The 14,567-nt window shown below is 74.0% G+C and carries 16 protein-coding genes; 12 read left to right on the forward strand and 4 right to left on the reverse strand.

Translation table 11 applies throughout. From position 1 onward, the window contains the following. Positions 1-10: 10 nt before the first annotated feature. Together EV372_RS19970 and EV372_RS19975 are read right to left on the reverse strand one after the other, a co-directional pair. The gene (locus tag EV372_RS19970) at positions 11-490 is read right to left on the reverse strand and encodes a diadenosine tetraphosphate hydrolase (protein WP_130397228.1); all 480 of its coding nucleotides are present in this window, start codon (positions 488-490) and stop codon (positions 11-13) included. 59 nt (positions 491-549) lie between these two features. Continuing rightward, on the reverse strand, positions 550-1,308 hold the full coding sequence (locus EV372_RS19975) for an IclR family transcriptional regulator (RefSeq protein WP_130397229.1): 759 nt from the start codon (positions 1,306-1,308) through the stop codon (positions 550-552). A gap of 205 nt (positions 1,309-1,513) precedes the next feature. Between EV372_RS19975 and EV372_RS19980 the strand changes: the two genes are divergently transcribed. The 3 genes from EV372_RS19980 to EV372_RS19990 all read left to right on the forward strand — a co-directional run bounded on the left by EV372_RS19980 (position 1,514) and on the right by EV372_RS19990 (position 4,555). Further along, complete coding sequence (locus EV372_RS19980; protein WP_130397230.1) at positions 1,514-2,866, forward strand: RraA family protein; 1,353 nt, start codon at positions 1,514-1,516, stop codon at positions 2,864-2,866. 88 nt (positions 2,867-2,954) lie between these two features. Then, positions 2,955-4,301 carry a TRAP transporter large permease subunit gene (locus EV372_RS19985; RefSeq protein WP_130397231.1) on the forward strand — a complete coding sequence of 449 codons (1,347 nt, stop codon included), beginning with the start codon at positions 2,955-2,957 and terminating at the stop codon, positions 4,299-4,301. A gap of 2 nt (positions 4,302-4,303) precedes the next feature. Further along, complete coding sequence (locus EV372_RS19990) at positions 4,304-4,555, forward strand: hypothetical protein (RefSeq protein ID WP_130397232.1); 252 nt, start codon at positions 4,304-4,306, stop codon at positions 4,553-4,555. 201 nt (positions 4,556-4,756) lie between these two features. On the opposite strand, the gene EV372_RS19995 is transcribed toward EV372_RS19990, so the two are convergent. Continuing rightward, positions 4,757-5,290 carry a DUF7144 family membrane protein gene (locus tag EV372_RS19995; protein WP_130397233.1) on the reverse strand — a complete coding sequence of 178 codons (534 nt, stop codon included), beginning with the start codon at positions 5,288-5,290 and terminating at the stop codon, positions 4,757-4,759. 226 nt (positions 5,291-5,516) lie between these two features. Between EV372_RS19995 and EV372_RS20000 the strand changes: the two genes are divergently transcribed. The 8 genes from EV372_RS20000 (at position 5,517) to EV372_RS20035 (ending at position 12,201) form a co-directional block, all read left to right on the forward strand. Next, the gene (locus EV372_RS20000; protein WP_130397234.1) at positions 5,517-6,038 is read left to right on the forward strand and encodes an ArsR/SmtB family transcription factor; all 522 of its coding nucleotides are present in this window, start codon (positions 5,517-5,519) and stop codon (positions 6,036-6,038) included. A gap of 13 nt (positions 6,039-6,051) precedes the next feature. Next, the gene (locus tag EV372_RS20005; RefSeq protein ID WP_130397235.1) at positions 6,052-7,128 is read left to right on the forward strand and encodes a serine hydrolase domain-containing protein; all 1,077 of its coding nucleotides are present in this window, start codon (positions 6,052-6,054) and stop codon (positions 7,126-7,128) included. Beyond that, a complete protein-coding gene (locus EV372_RS20010) occupies positions 7,125-7,508 on the forward strand; it encodes a hypothetical protein (RefSeq protein WP_130397236.1) in 384 nt (127 codons plus the stop codon). The genes EV372_RS20005 and EV372_RS20010 overlap by 4 nt, the downstream gene beginning before the upstream one ends. Positions 7,509-7,777: 269 nt before the next feature. Beyond that, complete coding sequence (locus EV372_RS20015) at positions 7,778-9,403, forward strand: sensor histidine kinase (RefSeq protein WP_486484004.1); 1,626 nt, start codon at positions 7,778-7,780, stop codon at positions 9,401-9,403. 60 nt (positions 9,404-9,463) lie between these two features. Next, complete coding sequence (locus EV372_RS20020; protein ID WP_130397237.1) at positions 9,464-9,889, forward strand: roadblock/LC7 domain-containing protein; 426 nt, start codon at positions 9,464-9,466, stop codon at positions 9,887-9,889. Further along, a complete protein-coding gene (locus EV372_RS20025) occupies positions 9,886-10,248 on the forward strand; it encodes a DUF742 domain-containing protein (RefSeq protein WP_130397238.1) in 363 nt (120 codons plus the stop codon). Before EV372_RS20020 ends, EV372_RS20025 begins: the two co-directional genes overlap by 4 nt. Beyond that, a complete protein-coding gene (locus EV372_RS20030; protein WP_130397239.1) occupies positions 10,229-10,939 on the forward strand; it encodes an ATP/GTP-binding protein in 711 nt (236 codons plus the stop codon). Before EV372_RS20025 ends, EV372_RS20030 begins: the two co-directional genes overlap by 20 nt. Next, entirely contained in the window at positions 10,936-12,201 is a 1,266-nt protein-coding gene (locus EV372_RS20035) for a cytochrome P450 family protein (RefSeq protein WP_130397240.1), read from the forward strand. Before EV372_RS20030 ends, EV372_RS20035 begins: the two co-directional genes overlap by 4 nt. 197 nt (positions 12,202-12,398) lie before the next feature. On the opposite strand, the gene EV372_RS20040 is transcribed toward EV372_RS20035, so the two are convergent. Continuing rightward, the gene (locus EV372_RS20040) at positions 12,399-13,355 is read right to left on the reverse strand and encodes an SDR family NAD(P)-dependent oxidoreductase (protein WP_130397241.1); all 957 of its coding nucleotides are present in this window, start codon (positions 13,353-13,355) and stop codon (positions 12,399-12,401) included. Between the two features lie 193 nt (positions 13,356-13,548). Between EV372_RS20040 and EV372_RS20045 the strand changes: the two genes are divergently transcribed. Further along, entirely contained in the window at positions 13,549-14,520 is a 972-nt protein-coding gene (locus EV372_RS20045; protein ID WP_130397242.1) for an alpha/beta fold hydrolase, read from the forward strand. The last annotated feature ends 47 nt before the right edge of the window (positions 14,521-14,567 follow it).

Raw genomic sequence — 14,567 nt, forward strand, 5'->3', positions numbered from 1 at the left:
CCGGGTCCGGTCAGTCGGCCTCCCGCAGGCGGTCCAGTTCGGCGCCGATCGCCTCGCGCAGCACGTCGTGCCGCGGGCCGAGCGCGTGCCGCGGGTCGGTCCACCCGTCCCGCGGGTGGAGCCACACCGGTCTGCCCACCAGGTCGGGCGGCTCCCAGTCGAACCGCGGCCACACGTGCGCGTGCAGGAACGCATCGGTGTTGCCCAGGATCTCCAGGTTGACCCGCCGGAACGCCGGGTCGCGGCGTCGGCAGACCAGCTCGACCGCCTCACCGAGCCGTTCCATGCCGGACAGGAACGCCAGCCGTTCGGGTCGGGGCAGCTCCGTCAGCCTCCCCGCCTCCGGGCGGTCCGTGAGCAGCACGGAGTACCCCGGCAGGAACTGGACGTCCCCGATCACCGCGAAGCCCGCGTCCAGACGCCGCAGCACGGTGGGGTTGGCGCCCCGCAGCGCGCTCCCGATCCGGTCCGCCCGCCAGTCGTCGTCCATGCCCGGAACCTGTCCGGCCGGGACCCGAGCGCGGCCGCCCGGCCCCGGCGGGCGACGGCTCAGGCGCGCACCCCGATGGCGTTGGCGCCCCGTGACAGCTCCGGAAGCTGGGACAGCAGCTCCTCGGGGCTGGTCCTGTCGCTGGTGGTCACCAGGTTGACGGCGCCCAGGGTCTCGCCCTCGGAGTCGTACAGCAGCCGGGTCAGGCTGAGGGCGCCGGGCTCCCGCTCGGACTCGGCGAGGTGGTAGCCGACCTCCCGGATCCGCTCGATCTGCGCCCGGAGGTCGGCGGCGTCCTGGGTCCTGCCCGAGGCCAGGCGCACCTCGGCGTGGTCGGCGAGGTAGGCGTCGAGCTCCTGGTCGTCCCAGTCGCTGAGCAGCACCTTGCCGCCGCCGATGTAGAGGGGCACCCGGCGCCCGATGGGGAACTGGTAGCGCAGCGGGTCGGCTCCGTCCACGCGCGCGATGAGGATGCGCTCCTGTCCCGAGCGCACGTAGACCGACGAGGTCAGACCGGTCGTGGCCGACAGTTCGGTGAGGATCGGCGTCGCGACGCTGCAGAGGCGGTCGTTGACGACGAAGGAGTGCGCCAGGGACAGCACCACCGGCCCGAGCGAGTAGCCCAGGCGCTCCTGCTGGACGTATCCGCGCCGTACGAGCTGGTTGACGGTGCGCTGCGTCGTGGCGAGGTGGAGCCCGCTCTCCCGCGCGATGTCGCTGAGCCGCAGGGGGCCGCGCGCCCGCTCCAGGCACTCCAGCACGTCCAGAGCCCGGTCCAGGGTGCGCCCCTGGTTGCCACCCCCAGCCGTCGCTCCCATCCGTGCCCTCGCCCGCCCTTCCGTCGTCGTTCGCCCTGTCCCGGGAGGGGGCCGATGTGCCCGTCCCCAAGGCGATGCGCGCAGCGCCGCCCTCCCCTCAACGTAGCGGACGGGTTTCCGGCAGGTTGACACCGCGAAGCGTCGCAGGTCACACTCACTATCAACAGACAACAGGAACTATCACTCAATGATAGAAGGTGGGATCATGAAGGTCGCGGTGCTCGGGCTCGGAGAAGCCGGTGTCATCTACGCCGGCGCGTTCGCGGCCGCCGGTTGGCAGACCGTCGGCTACGACCCCTCGCCGGAGGCGCGGACGCCCGAGGGGGTGGCGCGGGCCGCCTCGACCGGCGAGGCGGTCGCCGACGCCGACCTGGTCCTCAGCCTCACCACGGCCGCGTACGCGGTGACCGCGGCCGAGGACGCACGGCCGGTGCTGCGCCGGGACGCGGTGTACGTGGACCTCAACGCCGCCGCCCCGGCGACCAAGACCGAGGTGGAGGCGGCCCTGGGGGAATCCGCCCAGGTCGTGGACGGTGCGATCATCGGTTCGGTGCTCAGGTACGGTGCCGAGGTCAACGTCCTGCTCTCCGGCCCCGCCTCCGAGGCCGCCGCTCGGCTGCTCCGGGCGGTGGGCTCCGACGCCGAGCCCGTCGGCGGCGAGGTCGGGGCCGCGTCACGGCGCAAGCTGCTGCGCAGCGTCTTCATGAAGGGCCTGGGAGCCCTGATCACCGAGGCCGTGGACGCCGGGAGGGCCGCGGGGGAGGAGGCGTGGATGCGCACACAGGTCGCCGACGCGCTCGCCGACGGCACCTCAGCGCTGGAGCGCCTGGACAAGGGCACGCGCCTGCACGCCCTGCGCAGGGCGCACGAACTCCGCTCCAGCGTCGAACTCCTCGGTGAACTGGGCGTCGAGGCGCCGGTGAGCACCGGGGCCGCCGACCGCCACCTGTTCCTGGCGCGCTCGGGCGGGGAGGACGCGCGCGAGCTGGCCGACGCCTACGCCGGTGTCCCCACCGCAGCCATCGGCGACGGCCGCGACCGGTTGGGCTTCGTCTCCTCGCGCGTCCGCCCGGTCTGGCCCGGGGCGAGCGTCACCGGACGGGCGCTCACCGTCCTGACCCGCCCCGGCGACAACCGCGCCCTGCACCGGGCTCTGACCCTCGCGCGGCCGGGGGACGTCCTGGTCGTGGACGGCGGGGGCGACACCTCACGCGCCCTGCTGGGCGAGCTCATCGCCGAACGCGCCCTCAACCGGGGCGTGCGCGGCATGGTGGTCGACGGCGCGGTCCGGGACGCCGACGAACTCCGCGACCTGGGCTTCCCCGTCTGGGCGGCCGGGATCTCGCCCGCCGGACCCTACAAGGACGGCCCCGGGCACGTGGGCCGGACGGTCTCGGTGGGCGGCGCGGTCTGCTCCACCGGGGACATCGTGGTCGCCGACGGCGACGGGGTGTTCTTCGTCCCCCGCCTGGAGGCGGAGCAGACCCTGAGCGCGGCCCGTGAGGTCGTCGCGGAGGAGGAGCGCCGCCGCGCCACCATCCGGGCGGAACGCCGGTGAGCGCCCGCCCCACCGACCCCCGGCCGGATCGGTCCCCCGACGCACCCGGCCGCCACCACTCCCCGACTCCCCTCCCGAAGGTCCACCCATGCCCATCGCACTCCTAGCCCTGGCGGCCTTCATCGCCGTGATCATCGTCTGGAACGTCGTGTTCAAAAGGAACATGGGCGAGGCGATGCTGCTCGGACTGATTGTCACCGCGCTGTTCGCCGGGGCGCAGGCGCCCGCGTACCTGCTGCGGGGGCTGGTCGACGCCCTCACCCACGAGGTGCTCTACGCGGCCCTGGCCTTCGTGTTCATGGCCTACCTGATCGACGTCACGGGCCTGATCCAGCGGATCCTGGCCATCCTGAACTCCCTCTTCGGGCGCGTCCGCGGCGGCCCCGCCTTCATCGACACGGCCGGTTCCGCGGTCTTCGGCGCCCTGTCCGGGTCCAACTCCGCCAACACCGCCTCCAGCGGCTCCTTCACCGGCCCCTGGATGGTGCGCACGGGGTGGTCCCCCACCCGCGCCGCCACGGTGATGGCCGGCAACGGGGGGATGGGCGCGGCCCTGCCCCCCAGCGCCTCCATGGTCATCATGATCGGCTTCGCCGGGGGCATGGTCAGCACCGGCCAGGTCTACATGGGCCTGCTCGCGGCCGGGGCGTACCAGATCCTGCTCAGGTTCGCCCTGATCGCGTACTTCGTGCGCAGGGACGGCATCCCCCGGGCCGACGCGACCGACCTGATGCCCCTGCGCGAGTCCCTGCGGCAGGGCGCGGGAGCCCTGACCATCTTCCTGGGCGCGCTCATCCCGATCGTGGTCACGGCGGGGCCCCTGGCCGACTACCTGGAGAACTCCACCCCGCTCGGCGAGGCCATGGGGGAGATCTCTCTGCTGATCTGGATCCCGATCCTGATCATCGCGTTCTCCCTCGTCGCCGGGCGTGACCGCCTGCCCCGGACCCCGCGGGACTGGTCGGCCCTGCTCGACGGCGCCCTGCCCAAGTTCGCCACCATCGGGGCCCTGCTGTTCTTCGCCATCGCGGCCAGCGAGATCCTGGCCCGCCTCGGGCTGGCGGAGGACGTCAACACCCTGCTGGAGAACCTGCCGGTCAACCGCGTCCTGCTGGTGGTGGCCGTCGGACTGGTGATCGCCCTGGTCGCCGGGCCGCTCTCCTCCACGGCCACCCTCACCGCGGTCGGGCAGATCTCCTTCCTGGCGCTGGTGGGCGTGGGGATCGACCCGCTCCTGGCGGTGATCGCCATCCTGGTGTTCGCCTCCACCGAGGGGGCCTCGCCGCCCGCGTCCGGGTCGATCTTCGTGGCGGCCGGACTGACGGGCGCCCGGCCCGAGAGCACCTTCCTGCCGCTGATCGTCTACTACATGATCCCGATCTTCCTGATCGGCTGCCTCATCGGTTGGGGCGTCCTACCGGTCTTCGGAGGCTGAACATGACCACCATCAGATCCCGCGCCCTCCTCGTGGTGCGCACCCTGTTCAAGCTGGGCCTCGTCGTCTGCTTCCTCCTCGGCGTCCTGCTCGTCGCCGGTCAGCTGGCCGGGGTCATCGCGCGGCGGCCGGACTGGGTCACGACCACCTCGGACCTGTTGTTCGTCCCCGCGGTCGCGGCCGCGGCGGCCTTCGGGGTCCTCGGGTTCCTGGCCAACTACCTCACCGAGGACGAGGGCGGGGGCGAGGACTGAGGCGCTCCGCGGGGGAGTGACCGACCCGCTGGGGGCGGTGGCCGAGGCCACCGCCCCCAGCCGTGTCCGCGGCGGCCTCCCCCGGGCGCGCGAAGGGGACCTCCCCCCGGTCCGACCACGGTTCCACCACCGGCCGCGCACGGGCGCGGGCACGCGAAACCGCCCCCGTCCTGGGGAACGGGGGCGGCCCGGGAGGGGCTCTCAGTAGTTCTGCCCGGTGGTCTGCTGCGGCCCGGCCGTCTGCTGCGGCGAGCCGGTGCTCCCCTCCGGCGACTGCGCGGGCCTGGGCGCCGCGTGGGCGGCGTTGTACCCGCTCTGGTAGGCGCCCTCGTGGTGTTCGGTGCGCCTGGACTCACGCTCGCGATCGGGCCAGCCGGCGGTCAGGCCGTAGATCACCAGCAGGTCCACGGCGATGGCCACCATCGACCACAGCGGCATCGCCATGACGAAGCCCAGTTGGGCGATGGCGTTCACCGAGGCGAGGATCAGGGCGAAGCCCCGGGCCCACGTGCTGCGGGACAGCACGGCCAGACCGGCGACGATCAGCACCGCCCCCCACAGGCCGAGCAGTACGCCCCAGGAGGTGTACCCCAACAGGAGCACCTCCGTGCTCGTCGCGGCGTAGAACTCGGGGGTCAGGAGCGCCACCAGCCCCTGGATGACGTTGACCGCCCCGATGACGATCAGCAGTGTCGCGACGAAGAACTGCCAGCCGTTGGCTGCCTGCGTTCGCATGTTCCGGATCCTTCCCGGCCGTCCCCGCTGGCCTCTGCGCGGTCCGGGACGTGGGAACGGCCGCTCGGGTGTCCCTCTTGCGGATGCGCGATCCGCGCGCCTTGTCTTCATCATCCGACCCCGCGGGTCAGCGACACCCCACCCGTTCCTACGGATCGGGCAAAGCTCACGGACCTGGTAATCTAAAAGTACGTAATTACGGAAAAACATGTAAGGTGGAGGCGTGGTGGACAGGACGACGGAGGAGCGCCTGGCCGAGCTGGAGGCGCGGGTCAGCGCCCTGGAGGCGGCCGGCGAACGCGCGACCGAGACACCCCGGGCGGAGGCGCTCGGAGACGTGTTCTTCGCGCTCAACGCCCTGCGGGAGCGCGTCACCGGACACGGCGGCGTGGTCTTCGCGGGGGTCGTCCGCGGCGGCGAGGGGGAGGAGGACGCGCTGGAGTGGCAGCAGGGGCTGCCCGTCGAGCGCCTGGAGGAGTCCGACTGGGCCCGCCACGCCGCCAGCCTCGACGCCCTGGGCAACCCCGTCCGGCTCCAGCTGCTGCACGCGGTCTGGAGGGGCACCGGGACCGTCGCCGCCCTGGCCGAGCGCTCCGACTTCGGTACGACCGGCCAGATCTACCACCACGTCAACCTGCTCGCCGCCGCCGGGTGGCTCACCACCGTCCGGCGCGGCCACTACGTCATTCCACCGGAACGCGTCGTCCCCCTGCTCGTCATCCTCACGGCGACCGGGGGAGCGCCTTAGCAAGGAGTGCTCCGTGAGAGTCAGAAGGGGAACCGTCGCGCTCGCCTGCGCGGCGGCCGTCCTGGTCGTCGTGCTCGGAACCGCCGCACGGCCGCACACACCCGCCCTGTCCGCCGAGGAGTCCGGGGACCCCGGACTCCTCGACCGGGCGCGCCCGCTGCTGTCCGAGGGCGTGCGCGACCGCGTCAGCGTCGTCGAGGTCGACGGCGGACGTGTGAGCTTCGCCCACTTCGGCGCCGACGACGGCACCGACTACGAGATCGGCTCGGTCACCAAGGGCATGACCGGGATGCTGCTCGCCGAGGCCATCGAACGCGGCGAGGTCACCGCCGACACCCGGCTCGGGGAGCTGGTCGAGCTGGACGGCGCCCCCGCCGCCGACGTCACCCTGGCCGAGCTGACCAGCCACCGCTCCGGGCTGCCCCGGCTCTCCACCCGCGTGTCCGACGTGGCGGTCTCGACGGTGGCCGTCTACCTGGGCAACGACCCCTACCCCTACGACTACGACACCCTGGTCGCGCAGGTGGCCGCGGCGGAGCTGTCCGACCGCGGCGAGTCCCACTACTCCAACATGGGCACCGCGATCCTGGGCCACGCCCTGGCCGACGCCGCCGGGACCGACTACGCCACCCTCCTGCGCGAGCGGCTGCTCGACCCCCTGGGGATGGACGACACGACCCTGCCCGCGTCCGGGAACGACCTGTCCGAGGACGCGACCCGGGGCTACACCGACAGGGGGCGCGTGGCCGGCCCCTGGCTGGCCCGCGCCTACGCACCCACCGGAGGCGTGCGCTCCACCCCCGCTGACATGGCGCTCTTCGCCGGGGCGCTGCTGGAGGGCACCGCGCCGGGAGCGGCGGCCCTGGAACCGCGCTGGGACGGCGGAAGTGACGGCCGGATCGGGTTCGCCTGGATCACGCAGGAGCACGGCGGCACCGAGGTCACCTGGCACAACGGCGGCACCGGGGGCTTCGCCTCCATGGTCGCCCTGGACCGGGAGGGCGGGCGCGCGGTGCTGGCCTTCGGCAACACGACCACCGGACTGGAAGCCCCCGTCCTGGAGCTGCTGACGGGGGAGGACGCCCGATGAACGTGACGGATGTGCTGACCTACGCGGGGGCCGCGTTCCTCAACGGCATCTGCGTCGTGAGCGCGGCCGACGTCCTCCTGCGGATCCGCGACCGGGGCAGGTTCCGCTTCGCGGACCGCTGGGACGTGCTGAACCGGACGGCCCACACCCTCTTCTTCCTGGTGCTCTCGCTGCTGCTGACCACGTGGGCGTCCTTCCCCGTGGCGGTCTGGTACCTGGACGTGGCCCTGAGCGCGGGGGCCGCCGCGGTCGCGGTGCTGTGCTGGCCCGGCCTGCCCGCGCGCGCCGCCGACGCGGGCGCCGCCTCCCGGCGCCACTCCGCGGTCGGCACGCTGGTCTTCCTGGCGGTGGTCCTCGCGGTCTTCCTCCTTTTCGCCTGAACCGAGCATCCGTGCGAAAAGCGCGCAATGCAGGGGTATGTCAGATTTAAGAAGAGCGGAAAAAGTGGGATGCCGCACTTCTCCGCCGTCTGACCGGGGTTCCTCGCGAGAAAGCCCACGTGCCTTTCGCCCGTGGTCTACGGTGATTTCCGTCCGCCCTCGAATTCCCCGGGGGAAAACCGGGTGGACCTCCCCTGCCCGGAGACCGGGCGACGGGACCGGGCACGGCCCCGCTCCCTTCGCACGATTGCCCCGCGAGGAACCCGCCCATGCCATTTCACCCGTCCGACCGACAACGGCGGCCACCGCGCCCCGGACGACAGGCCCTGGCCGCCCTGTTCGCCGTGACCGCGCTGGCGGTCCCGGCCTGGTCCTGGGCGGTCGCCACGGCCCACCCCGACGCCCGCCAGAGCGTGGCCCTGGCCGTCGGCGCGGCCGGAGCCGCCCTGTGCGCCGCCGTCACCTCGGCGGCGCACCAGGCCGCCGCGGCCCGCGCCGCGCGCGAGCGCGGCACCCGGGTCGACGCCACCGCCCAGGCCCTCGAACGCGAGGCCGAGCACCTGGTGGACCAGCTCCTGCCCGCCCTCACCGAGGGCCTGCGCGCGGGCCGCACCGCGCGCGAGGTCCTCGCCGAGCACCCCCAGCCCCGCCACGTCGCGCTGCACCGGCTCACCCACGCCGTCACCGCAGAACTCGACACCGCGCGCGTGCGCGCCGCCGACGCCCTCGCCCGGCGCACCGCGCTGGAGGAGCAGATCGCCGACCTCGACCGCGTCGGCCTGCCGCTCATGGTCGCCCGCGTGCGCGAGGACCGCGTCGGCGCCGCCGAGGCCCTGCGGGAGGAACTGCCCCCCGTCCACGACGCCCTCGCCCGCCTGCGCGCGCACACGCTGGAGGAGCTGTTGGCCGCCGCCCGCCGCTCCGCCTCGGCCATGGAGACCGCCGCCGCCTCCGGCGCCCGCATCCAGGCCCACCTGACCTCCCTGCTGGCCAGGCTCCGCGAACTCCAGGACCGCTACGGCGACAGCCCCGGCGTCTTCGGCGACCTCCTGGACATCGACCACGGCGTCTCCCGCACGGGCCGCCTCGCCGACGGCCTCGTCGTCCTGGCCGGGGGCCGCTCGGGCCGCCGCTGGACCCGGCCCATCGTCATGGAGAGCATCCTGCGCGGTGCCATGGGCCGCATCAGCGCCTACCGCCGCGTGCGCCTGCACAACACCAGCACCGCCTCCATCGCCGGGCACGCCGCCGAGGGCGTCATGCAGGCCCTGGCCGAACTCATGGACAACGCCGCCAACTTCTCCGCCCACGGCACCGAGGTGCACGTCTACGTCCAGGAGGAGGACACCGGCCTGTCCGTCACCGTCGAGGACAGCGGACTGGGTATGCGCGTGCGCGAGCGCAGGCTCGCCGAGAGCCTGGTCACCGAGCCCCGCGACCTGTCCACGCTGCGCGGCACCCGCACGGGTCTGGCGGTCGTGGGCCGCCTCGCCCACAAGCACGCGCTCGGCGTCAGCTTCCGCCCCTCGGCCCGCGGCGGCGTCGGCGTCGTCGTCCTCGTCCCGCCGCACCTGGTCACCGAGTCCCAGCCCGCCCCCGGCGGCCCGCGCGCCGGGCACCACCCCCGGCGCTCCGCGGGGCCCGCTCCCGCGCCCGCCGCGGGACCGGGCCCCGGGGCCGGTACGGCGGCCCCGGGGCCCGGCACCGCCCCCGCGCCCGCCCGCGCCGCCTCCGGGCTGCCCCGGCGGCGGCGCGGCCAGACCCTCGCCGCGGCGCTGCGGGAGGAGCCCGACCAGCTCTCCGCCGGTCCGGCCACACCCGGACCCGGCGGCGACCCCGGCACCAGGTTCGCGTCCTTCCGCAACGCCCGCCAGCCACAACGAGCCGAAGAGTAGAGAAGAGAAACGGAGGGAGGGGCACGGACCGGGCCCGCGCGCGGCTGCCCCGCGACCCCGATGAACACCATGGACACCAGCCTCGACTGGCTTCTGGAGAACCTGCGCCACGGGACACCGGGCATCCGCCACGTGCTCGTGCTGTCCAGGGACGGACTCAGGATGTGCCACACCCGCGAACTGCACACCGACCGCGCCGACCAGCTCGCCGCCATCGCCGCGGGCATCCAGAGCCTGTCCCTGAGCGCCTCCGCAGAGTTCGGCGACCGCGGCGGCGCGGGCCAGGCCATGGTCGAGTTCGGCGGAGGCGTCCTGCTCATCATCCGCGCCGGGGAGGGCGCCCACCTGGCGGTGGTCGCCGCCGGGGAAGCCGACGTCGGCGTGATCGGCCACAGCATGAACGCACTCGTCGGACGGATCGGCGGCTTCCTGACGGCCGCCCCGCGCCGGAGCGAACGGCTCCGAGTGGGCGCCGAGCAGCGGTGACCCACCACGACTCCCTCCGGGCAGAGGCCCCCGACCGCCTGTACACCGTGACCGGCGGGCGCTCCGACGCGGACACCCGCGTGTTCGACTCGGTCACCCTCGTCGTCGCCGAGTGCGACCCCGTGCCCGGCATGCAGTCCGAGCACGCCGCGATCCTGCGCCTGTGCGCGTACCCGACCGCCGTGGTGGAGCTGTCCGCGGAGCTGCGGCTCCCCGTCAGCGTCGTGCGGATCCTCCTGCTGGACCTGCTGGACACGGGACGGGTGTCGGCCCGCCATCCGGCGGCCCTCACCCGGCAGGAGGCCGGGCACGACCCCGAGACCCTGAAGCAGGTGCTCCTTGCCCTCCAACGCCTCTGAACGGCTGGCCGGACCGCGCCGGGCCCCGCTCGCCGCGACGGCCGACAACGCGCTCAAGATCGTCGTCGTCGGCGGGTTCGGCGTCGGCAAGACCACCCTGGTCGACTCCGTCAGCGAGACGCGCCCGGTGAGCACCGAGGAGGTCATGACCCAGGCCAGCGCCGGGATCGACGACCTCAGCGCCGTCCGCGACAAGCGCACCACCACCGTGGCCTTCGACTTCGGACGCATCACCGTGGACGAGCGGCGCGTGCTCTACCTCTTCGGCGCCCCCGGCCAGAAGCGGTTCTGGTTCCTGTGGAACCAGCTGTTCGAGGGCAGCCTGGGCGCGGTCGTCCTCGTGGACACCGACCGCATCCGGGACTCCTGGTACGCCGTGGACCGGCTCGAACACCACCGCACGCCCTTCGTCGTCGCGGTGAACCGCTTCGGCCCCGGGCCCGCCCTGCCCGAGGTGCGGCGCGCCCTGGACCTGTCCGAGCGGGTCCCCGTGGTGGACTGCGACGCCCGCAGCCGCGAGTCCAGCCGCGACGTCCTGATCACCCTCGTCCAGCACGTGTCCGGACCCGTCGCCGGGTACCCGTCCGCGCCGACGACGGAGTTCGCGCCCGGGTCAGGGCAGGCGTCCGCGCCGGCGCCGACGTCCGGCCCCGCGTCCGTACCCGCGCCGACCCAGGAGGAGACGACGTGAACCACAGCCCGGGCCCGGAGGCCGCGGCACCGGCCAGCAGCGGTCCGCCGCCCCCCTCCCCGGACCACGCGGGCGCCGCCCGCCTGTACGGACCCGACGTCGCCCGCGACCCGGCCGGGCTCTACGAGGAGCTGCGCGGGCGCTACGGCCCGGTCGCGCCCGTGCTGCTCGACGGCGACGTTCCGGCGTGGTTCGTCATGGGCTACCGGGAGCTGCACCACGTCACCAGCAGGCCCGAGTGGTTCGCCCGCGACTGCCGCCGCTGGAACCAGTGGGACCGCGTCGGCCGGGACTGGCCGCTCATGCCCTACGTGATGTGGACGCCCTCGGTCATGTTCGCCGAGGGTGCCGAGCACCAGCGGCGCGCGGGCGCGATCGGCGACGCCCTGGACGCCGTGGACCGCACCGACCTCAGGGCCCTGTGCCAGCGGGCCGCCGACGGCCTCGTCGACGCCTTCCGCGCGGAGGGCGAGGCCGACCTGGTCTCCCAGTACGCGCACCGCATCCCCGCGATGGTGGTCGCCCGGCTCTACGGCCTGCCGGAGGCGGAGGTCCCGGCGCTGGTGCGCGACGTCGTGCTCTCGCTCGACGCCACCGCCGACGCGGGCGGCGCCCACCAGCGCCTGCGCGCCCGCCTGGACGCCCTGGTCGCCGACCGCCGCGCCGCGCCCCGCGACGACGTGCCCTCGCGGCTACTGCTGCACCCGGCGGGCCTGAGCGACGCCGAGGCGGCCATCGACCTGCTGGTGGTCCTCGCCGCGGCCCAGGCGCCCACCGGCAACTGGATCGGCAACACCCTGCTCCTGATGCTCACCGACGACCAGTTCTCGCTCACCCTCCAGGGCGGGCGCGGCAGCGCGGGCGAGGCCCTCAACGAGGTGCTGTGGAAGAACACCCCCACGCAGAACTTCATCGGCCGATGGGCCGTGCAGGCCTGTGAGCTGGGCGGGCGCGGCATCCGACGCGGCGACATGCTGGTGCTGGGACTGTCGGCGGCCAACGCCGACCCCCGCCTGCACGCGGGGCTCCCCGACGGCCACGGCGGCAACCGCGCGCAGATGTCCTTCGGCCACGGCGAGCACGGGTGCCCCTTCCCGGCGCCGGAGATCGCGGAGACGATCGCCCGCACGGCGGTGGAGAGCCTGCTGGACCGGCTGCCGGACGTGCGGCTGGGGGTGCCTCCGGAGCGGCTGGAGTGGCGGCCGTCGCTGTGGATGCGCGGACTGTTCGAGCTCCCGGCGCGCTTCACGCCGCAGCGGTAGGGGGTGGTCGGAAGTGTTGCCGGCGTGACACGAGGGGTCTGGCCACGGGAGCCGCTGGAGGGAATATCACGAGGTTTCTGGGTGGAATCCCTTTTATGGGAGATATGTCGATTGTGGGACTTCGGTGATCGTTCCGTGCCGCCGTCCACGGGGCGCGGTGCCCGCGGGCGGCGGCACGGGCCGCGACCGGCCGCCGCTCAGGCGAGGGCGTTCTCCCCGGTCAGCTCGGCGGAGAACGCCCACAGGCGCTCGGCCTGCGCGGGATCGGCCGCGTGGTCGCGCACGCCCTCCACACCGGGCTCGGTTCCGGCGGGCACGGCCACGTCGCAGTCCTCGCAGTACACCCCGCCCATCCCGGCCAGCCTCGGCGAGGTGGCCGCCCACACCTGGGTGGCCGCGCCCTGCTCCGGCGTCTTGAACCGGGGGTCGATCAGCTCACCGTTCCCGTCGACCCACCCCGCGTCGACCATCTCCCGCCGCGTCATGTGCCGCTGCAAGGGGGTGAGGATCGCGCCCGGGTGCAGGGAGAAGGCCCGCACCCCGAGGGGTTCTCCCAGCCGGTCCAGGTGGAGGGCGAACAGGGCGTTGGCGGTCTTGGACTGCCCGTAGGCCAGCCACCGGTCGTAGCCCCGGGCGAACCACGGGTCCTCCCAGCGGATCGGCGAGGCCTGGTGCGCGCCCGAGGACACCGAGACCACCCGCGCCCCGCCCTCGGCCAGGGCTGGCCAGAGCCGGTTGACCAGGGTGAAGTGCCCCAGGTGGTTGGTGGCGAACTGGTACTCCCAGCCGGGTCCGGCGGCGGCCCGGGGGCAGGCCATCACCCCGGCGTTGTTGACGAGGACGTCGATCGCGCGCCCCGTCCTGAGGAAGCGTTCGGCGAAGGCGCGCACGTCGTCCTGATCGGACAGCTCCAGGCCGTCGACCTCCACGCCCCCGATTCCGGCCAGGGCCTCGGCCGCCGCCTCGGGCCGGCGCGCGGGCACGACGACGCGGGCGCCCGCCCCCGCCAGGGCCCGGGTGGTCTCCAGGCCGATGCCCGAGTACCCGCCGGTGACGACGGCCAGCCGTCCGGTCAGGTCGATTCCGTCCAGGACCTCGCGCGCGGTGCTGCGCCTCCCGAAGCCCGAGCCGATCCTTCGCTGTGGTGTGGTCATGGACCGGACCCTAGGTACTGGAGCGCGCTCCACTTCAAGCGGCGCAGGTGGGAGGGGACGCCCACCCGGGGACGAGGGGACGCCCACCCGGGGACACGTCCGGCCCCCGCTCCCGGGGAGCCGGGAGGGCCCGGCCCCGCTGGGATAGCGTGACCGTGACCCCCACCCCTCAGCGACGAGGAGCGCGTACGCCATGAACGTGGAACACAGGGACGTCGAGGTCAACGGAATCCGGTTGCACGTCGCCGAGCAGGGCGGCGGACCGCTCGTCCTGCTCCTGCACGGCTTCCCCGAGAGCTGGTACTCCTGGCGCCACCAGTTCGCCCCGCTGGCCGGGGCCGGGTACCGCGTGGTCGCCCCCGACCAGCGCGGTTACGCCCGCAGCGACCGGCCCGAGGCGGTGGACGCCTACACCCTGCCCCACCTGGTCGGCGACGTCGTCGCCCTCGTCTCCGCGCTGGGGGAGGAGAGCGCGGTCATGGTCGGCCACGACTGGGGGGCGCCGGTGGCCTGGGCCACCGCCATGATGCGCCCCGACCTGGTCCGCGGCGTGGCGGGCCTGAGCGTTCCGCCCGTTCCGCCAGCCATGATGCCGTCGGTCTCGTCCTCCCGCGCCGTCTACGGCGACGGCTTCTACCAGGCCTACTTCCAGGAGCCGGGCGTCGCCGACGCCGAGCTGGCCGCCGACCCCGCCTCGACCCTGCGCCGCCTCCTGGTCGGGGCCTCCGGCGACGCCCCCTTCGACGAACCCCGGCTGTGGATCGTGCCCGAGGGCGAGAGCGCGCTGGGCTCCCTGCCCGAACCGGAGGAGCTGCCCTCCTGGCTCACCGAGGAGGACCTGGCCGCTTTCACGGCCGACTACTCCGACCCCGGCGCCTTCACCGGTCCGCTCAACTGGTACCGCAACATCGACCGCAACCAGGGGCTCATGTCGCCCTTCCAGGGGCGCGTCATCGACGTGCCCTCGCTGTACGTGGGAGGGGACAAGGACCTGGTCAGGGCCATGCGCGGCGTTCCCGAACTCCTGGAGGACCTGTCGCTGGTCGCACCGGGGCTGCACGCCTGCGTCACCCTGCCCGGCTGCGGCCACTGGACCCAGCAGGAGCGCCCCGAGGAGGTCAACGCGGCCCTGCTCGACTTCCTCGCCGCCGTCCACGGGAGCTGAGCCGCCCGTGCCCGTGCGCGCCGGAGCCGGCGCGCACGGGCACGGTG

The sequence above is a fragment of the Nocardiopsis sp. CNZ308 genome (genome assembly GCF_004217075.1).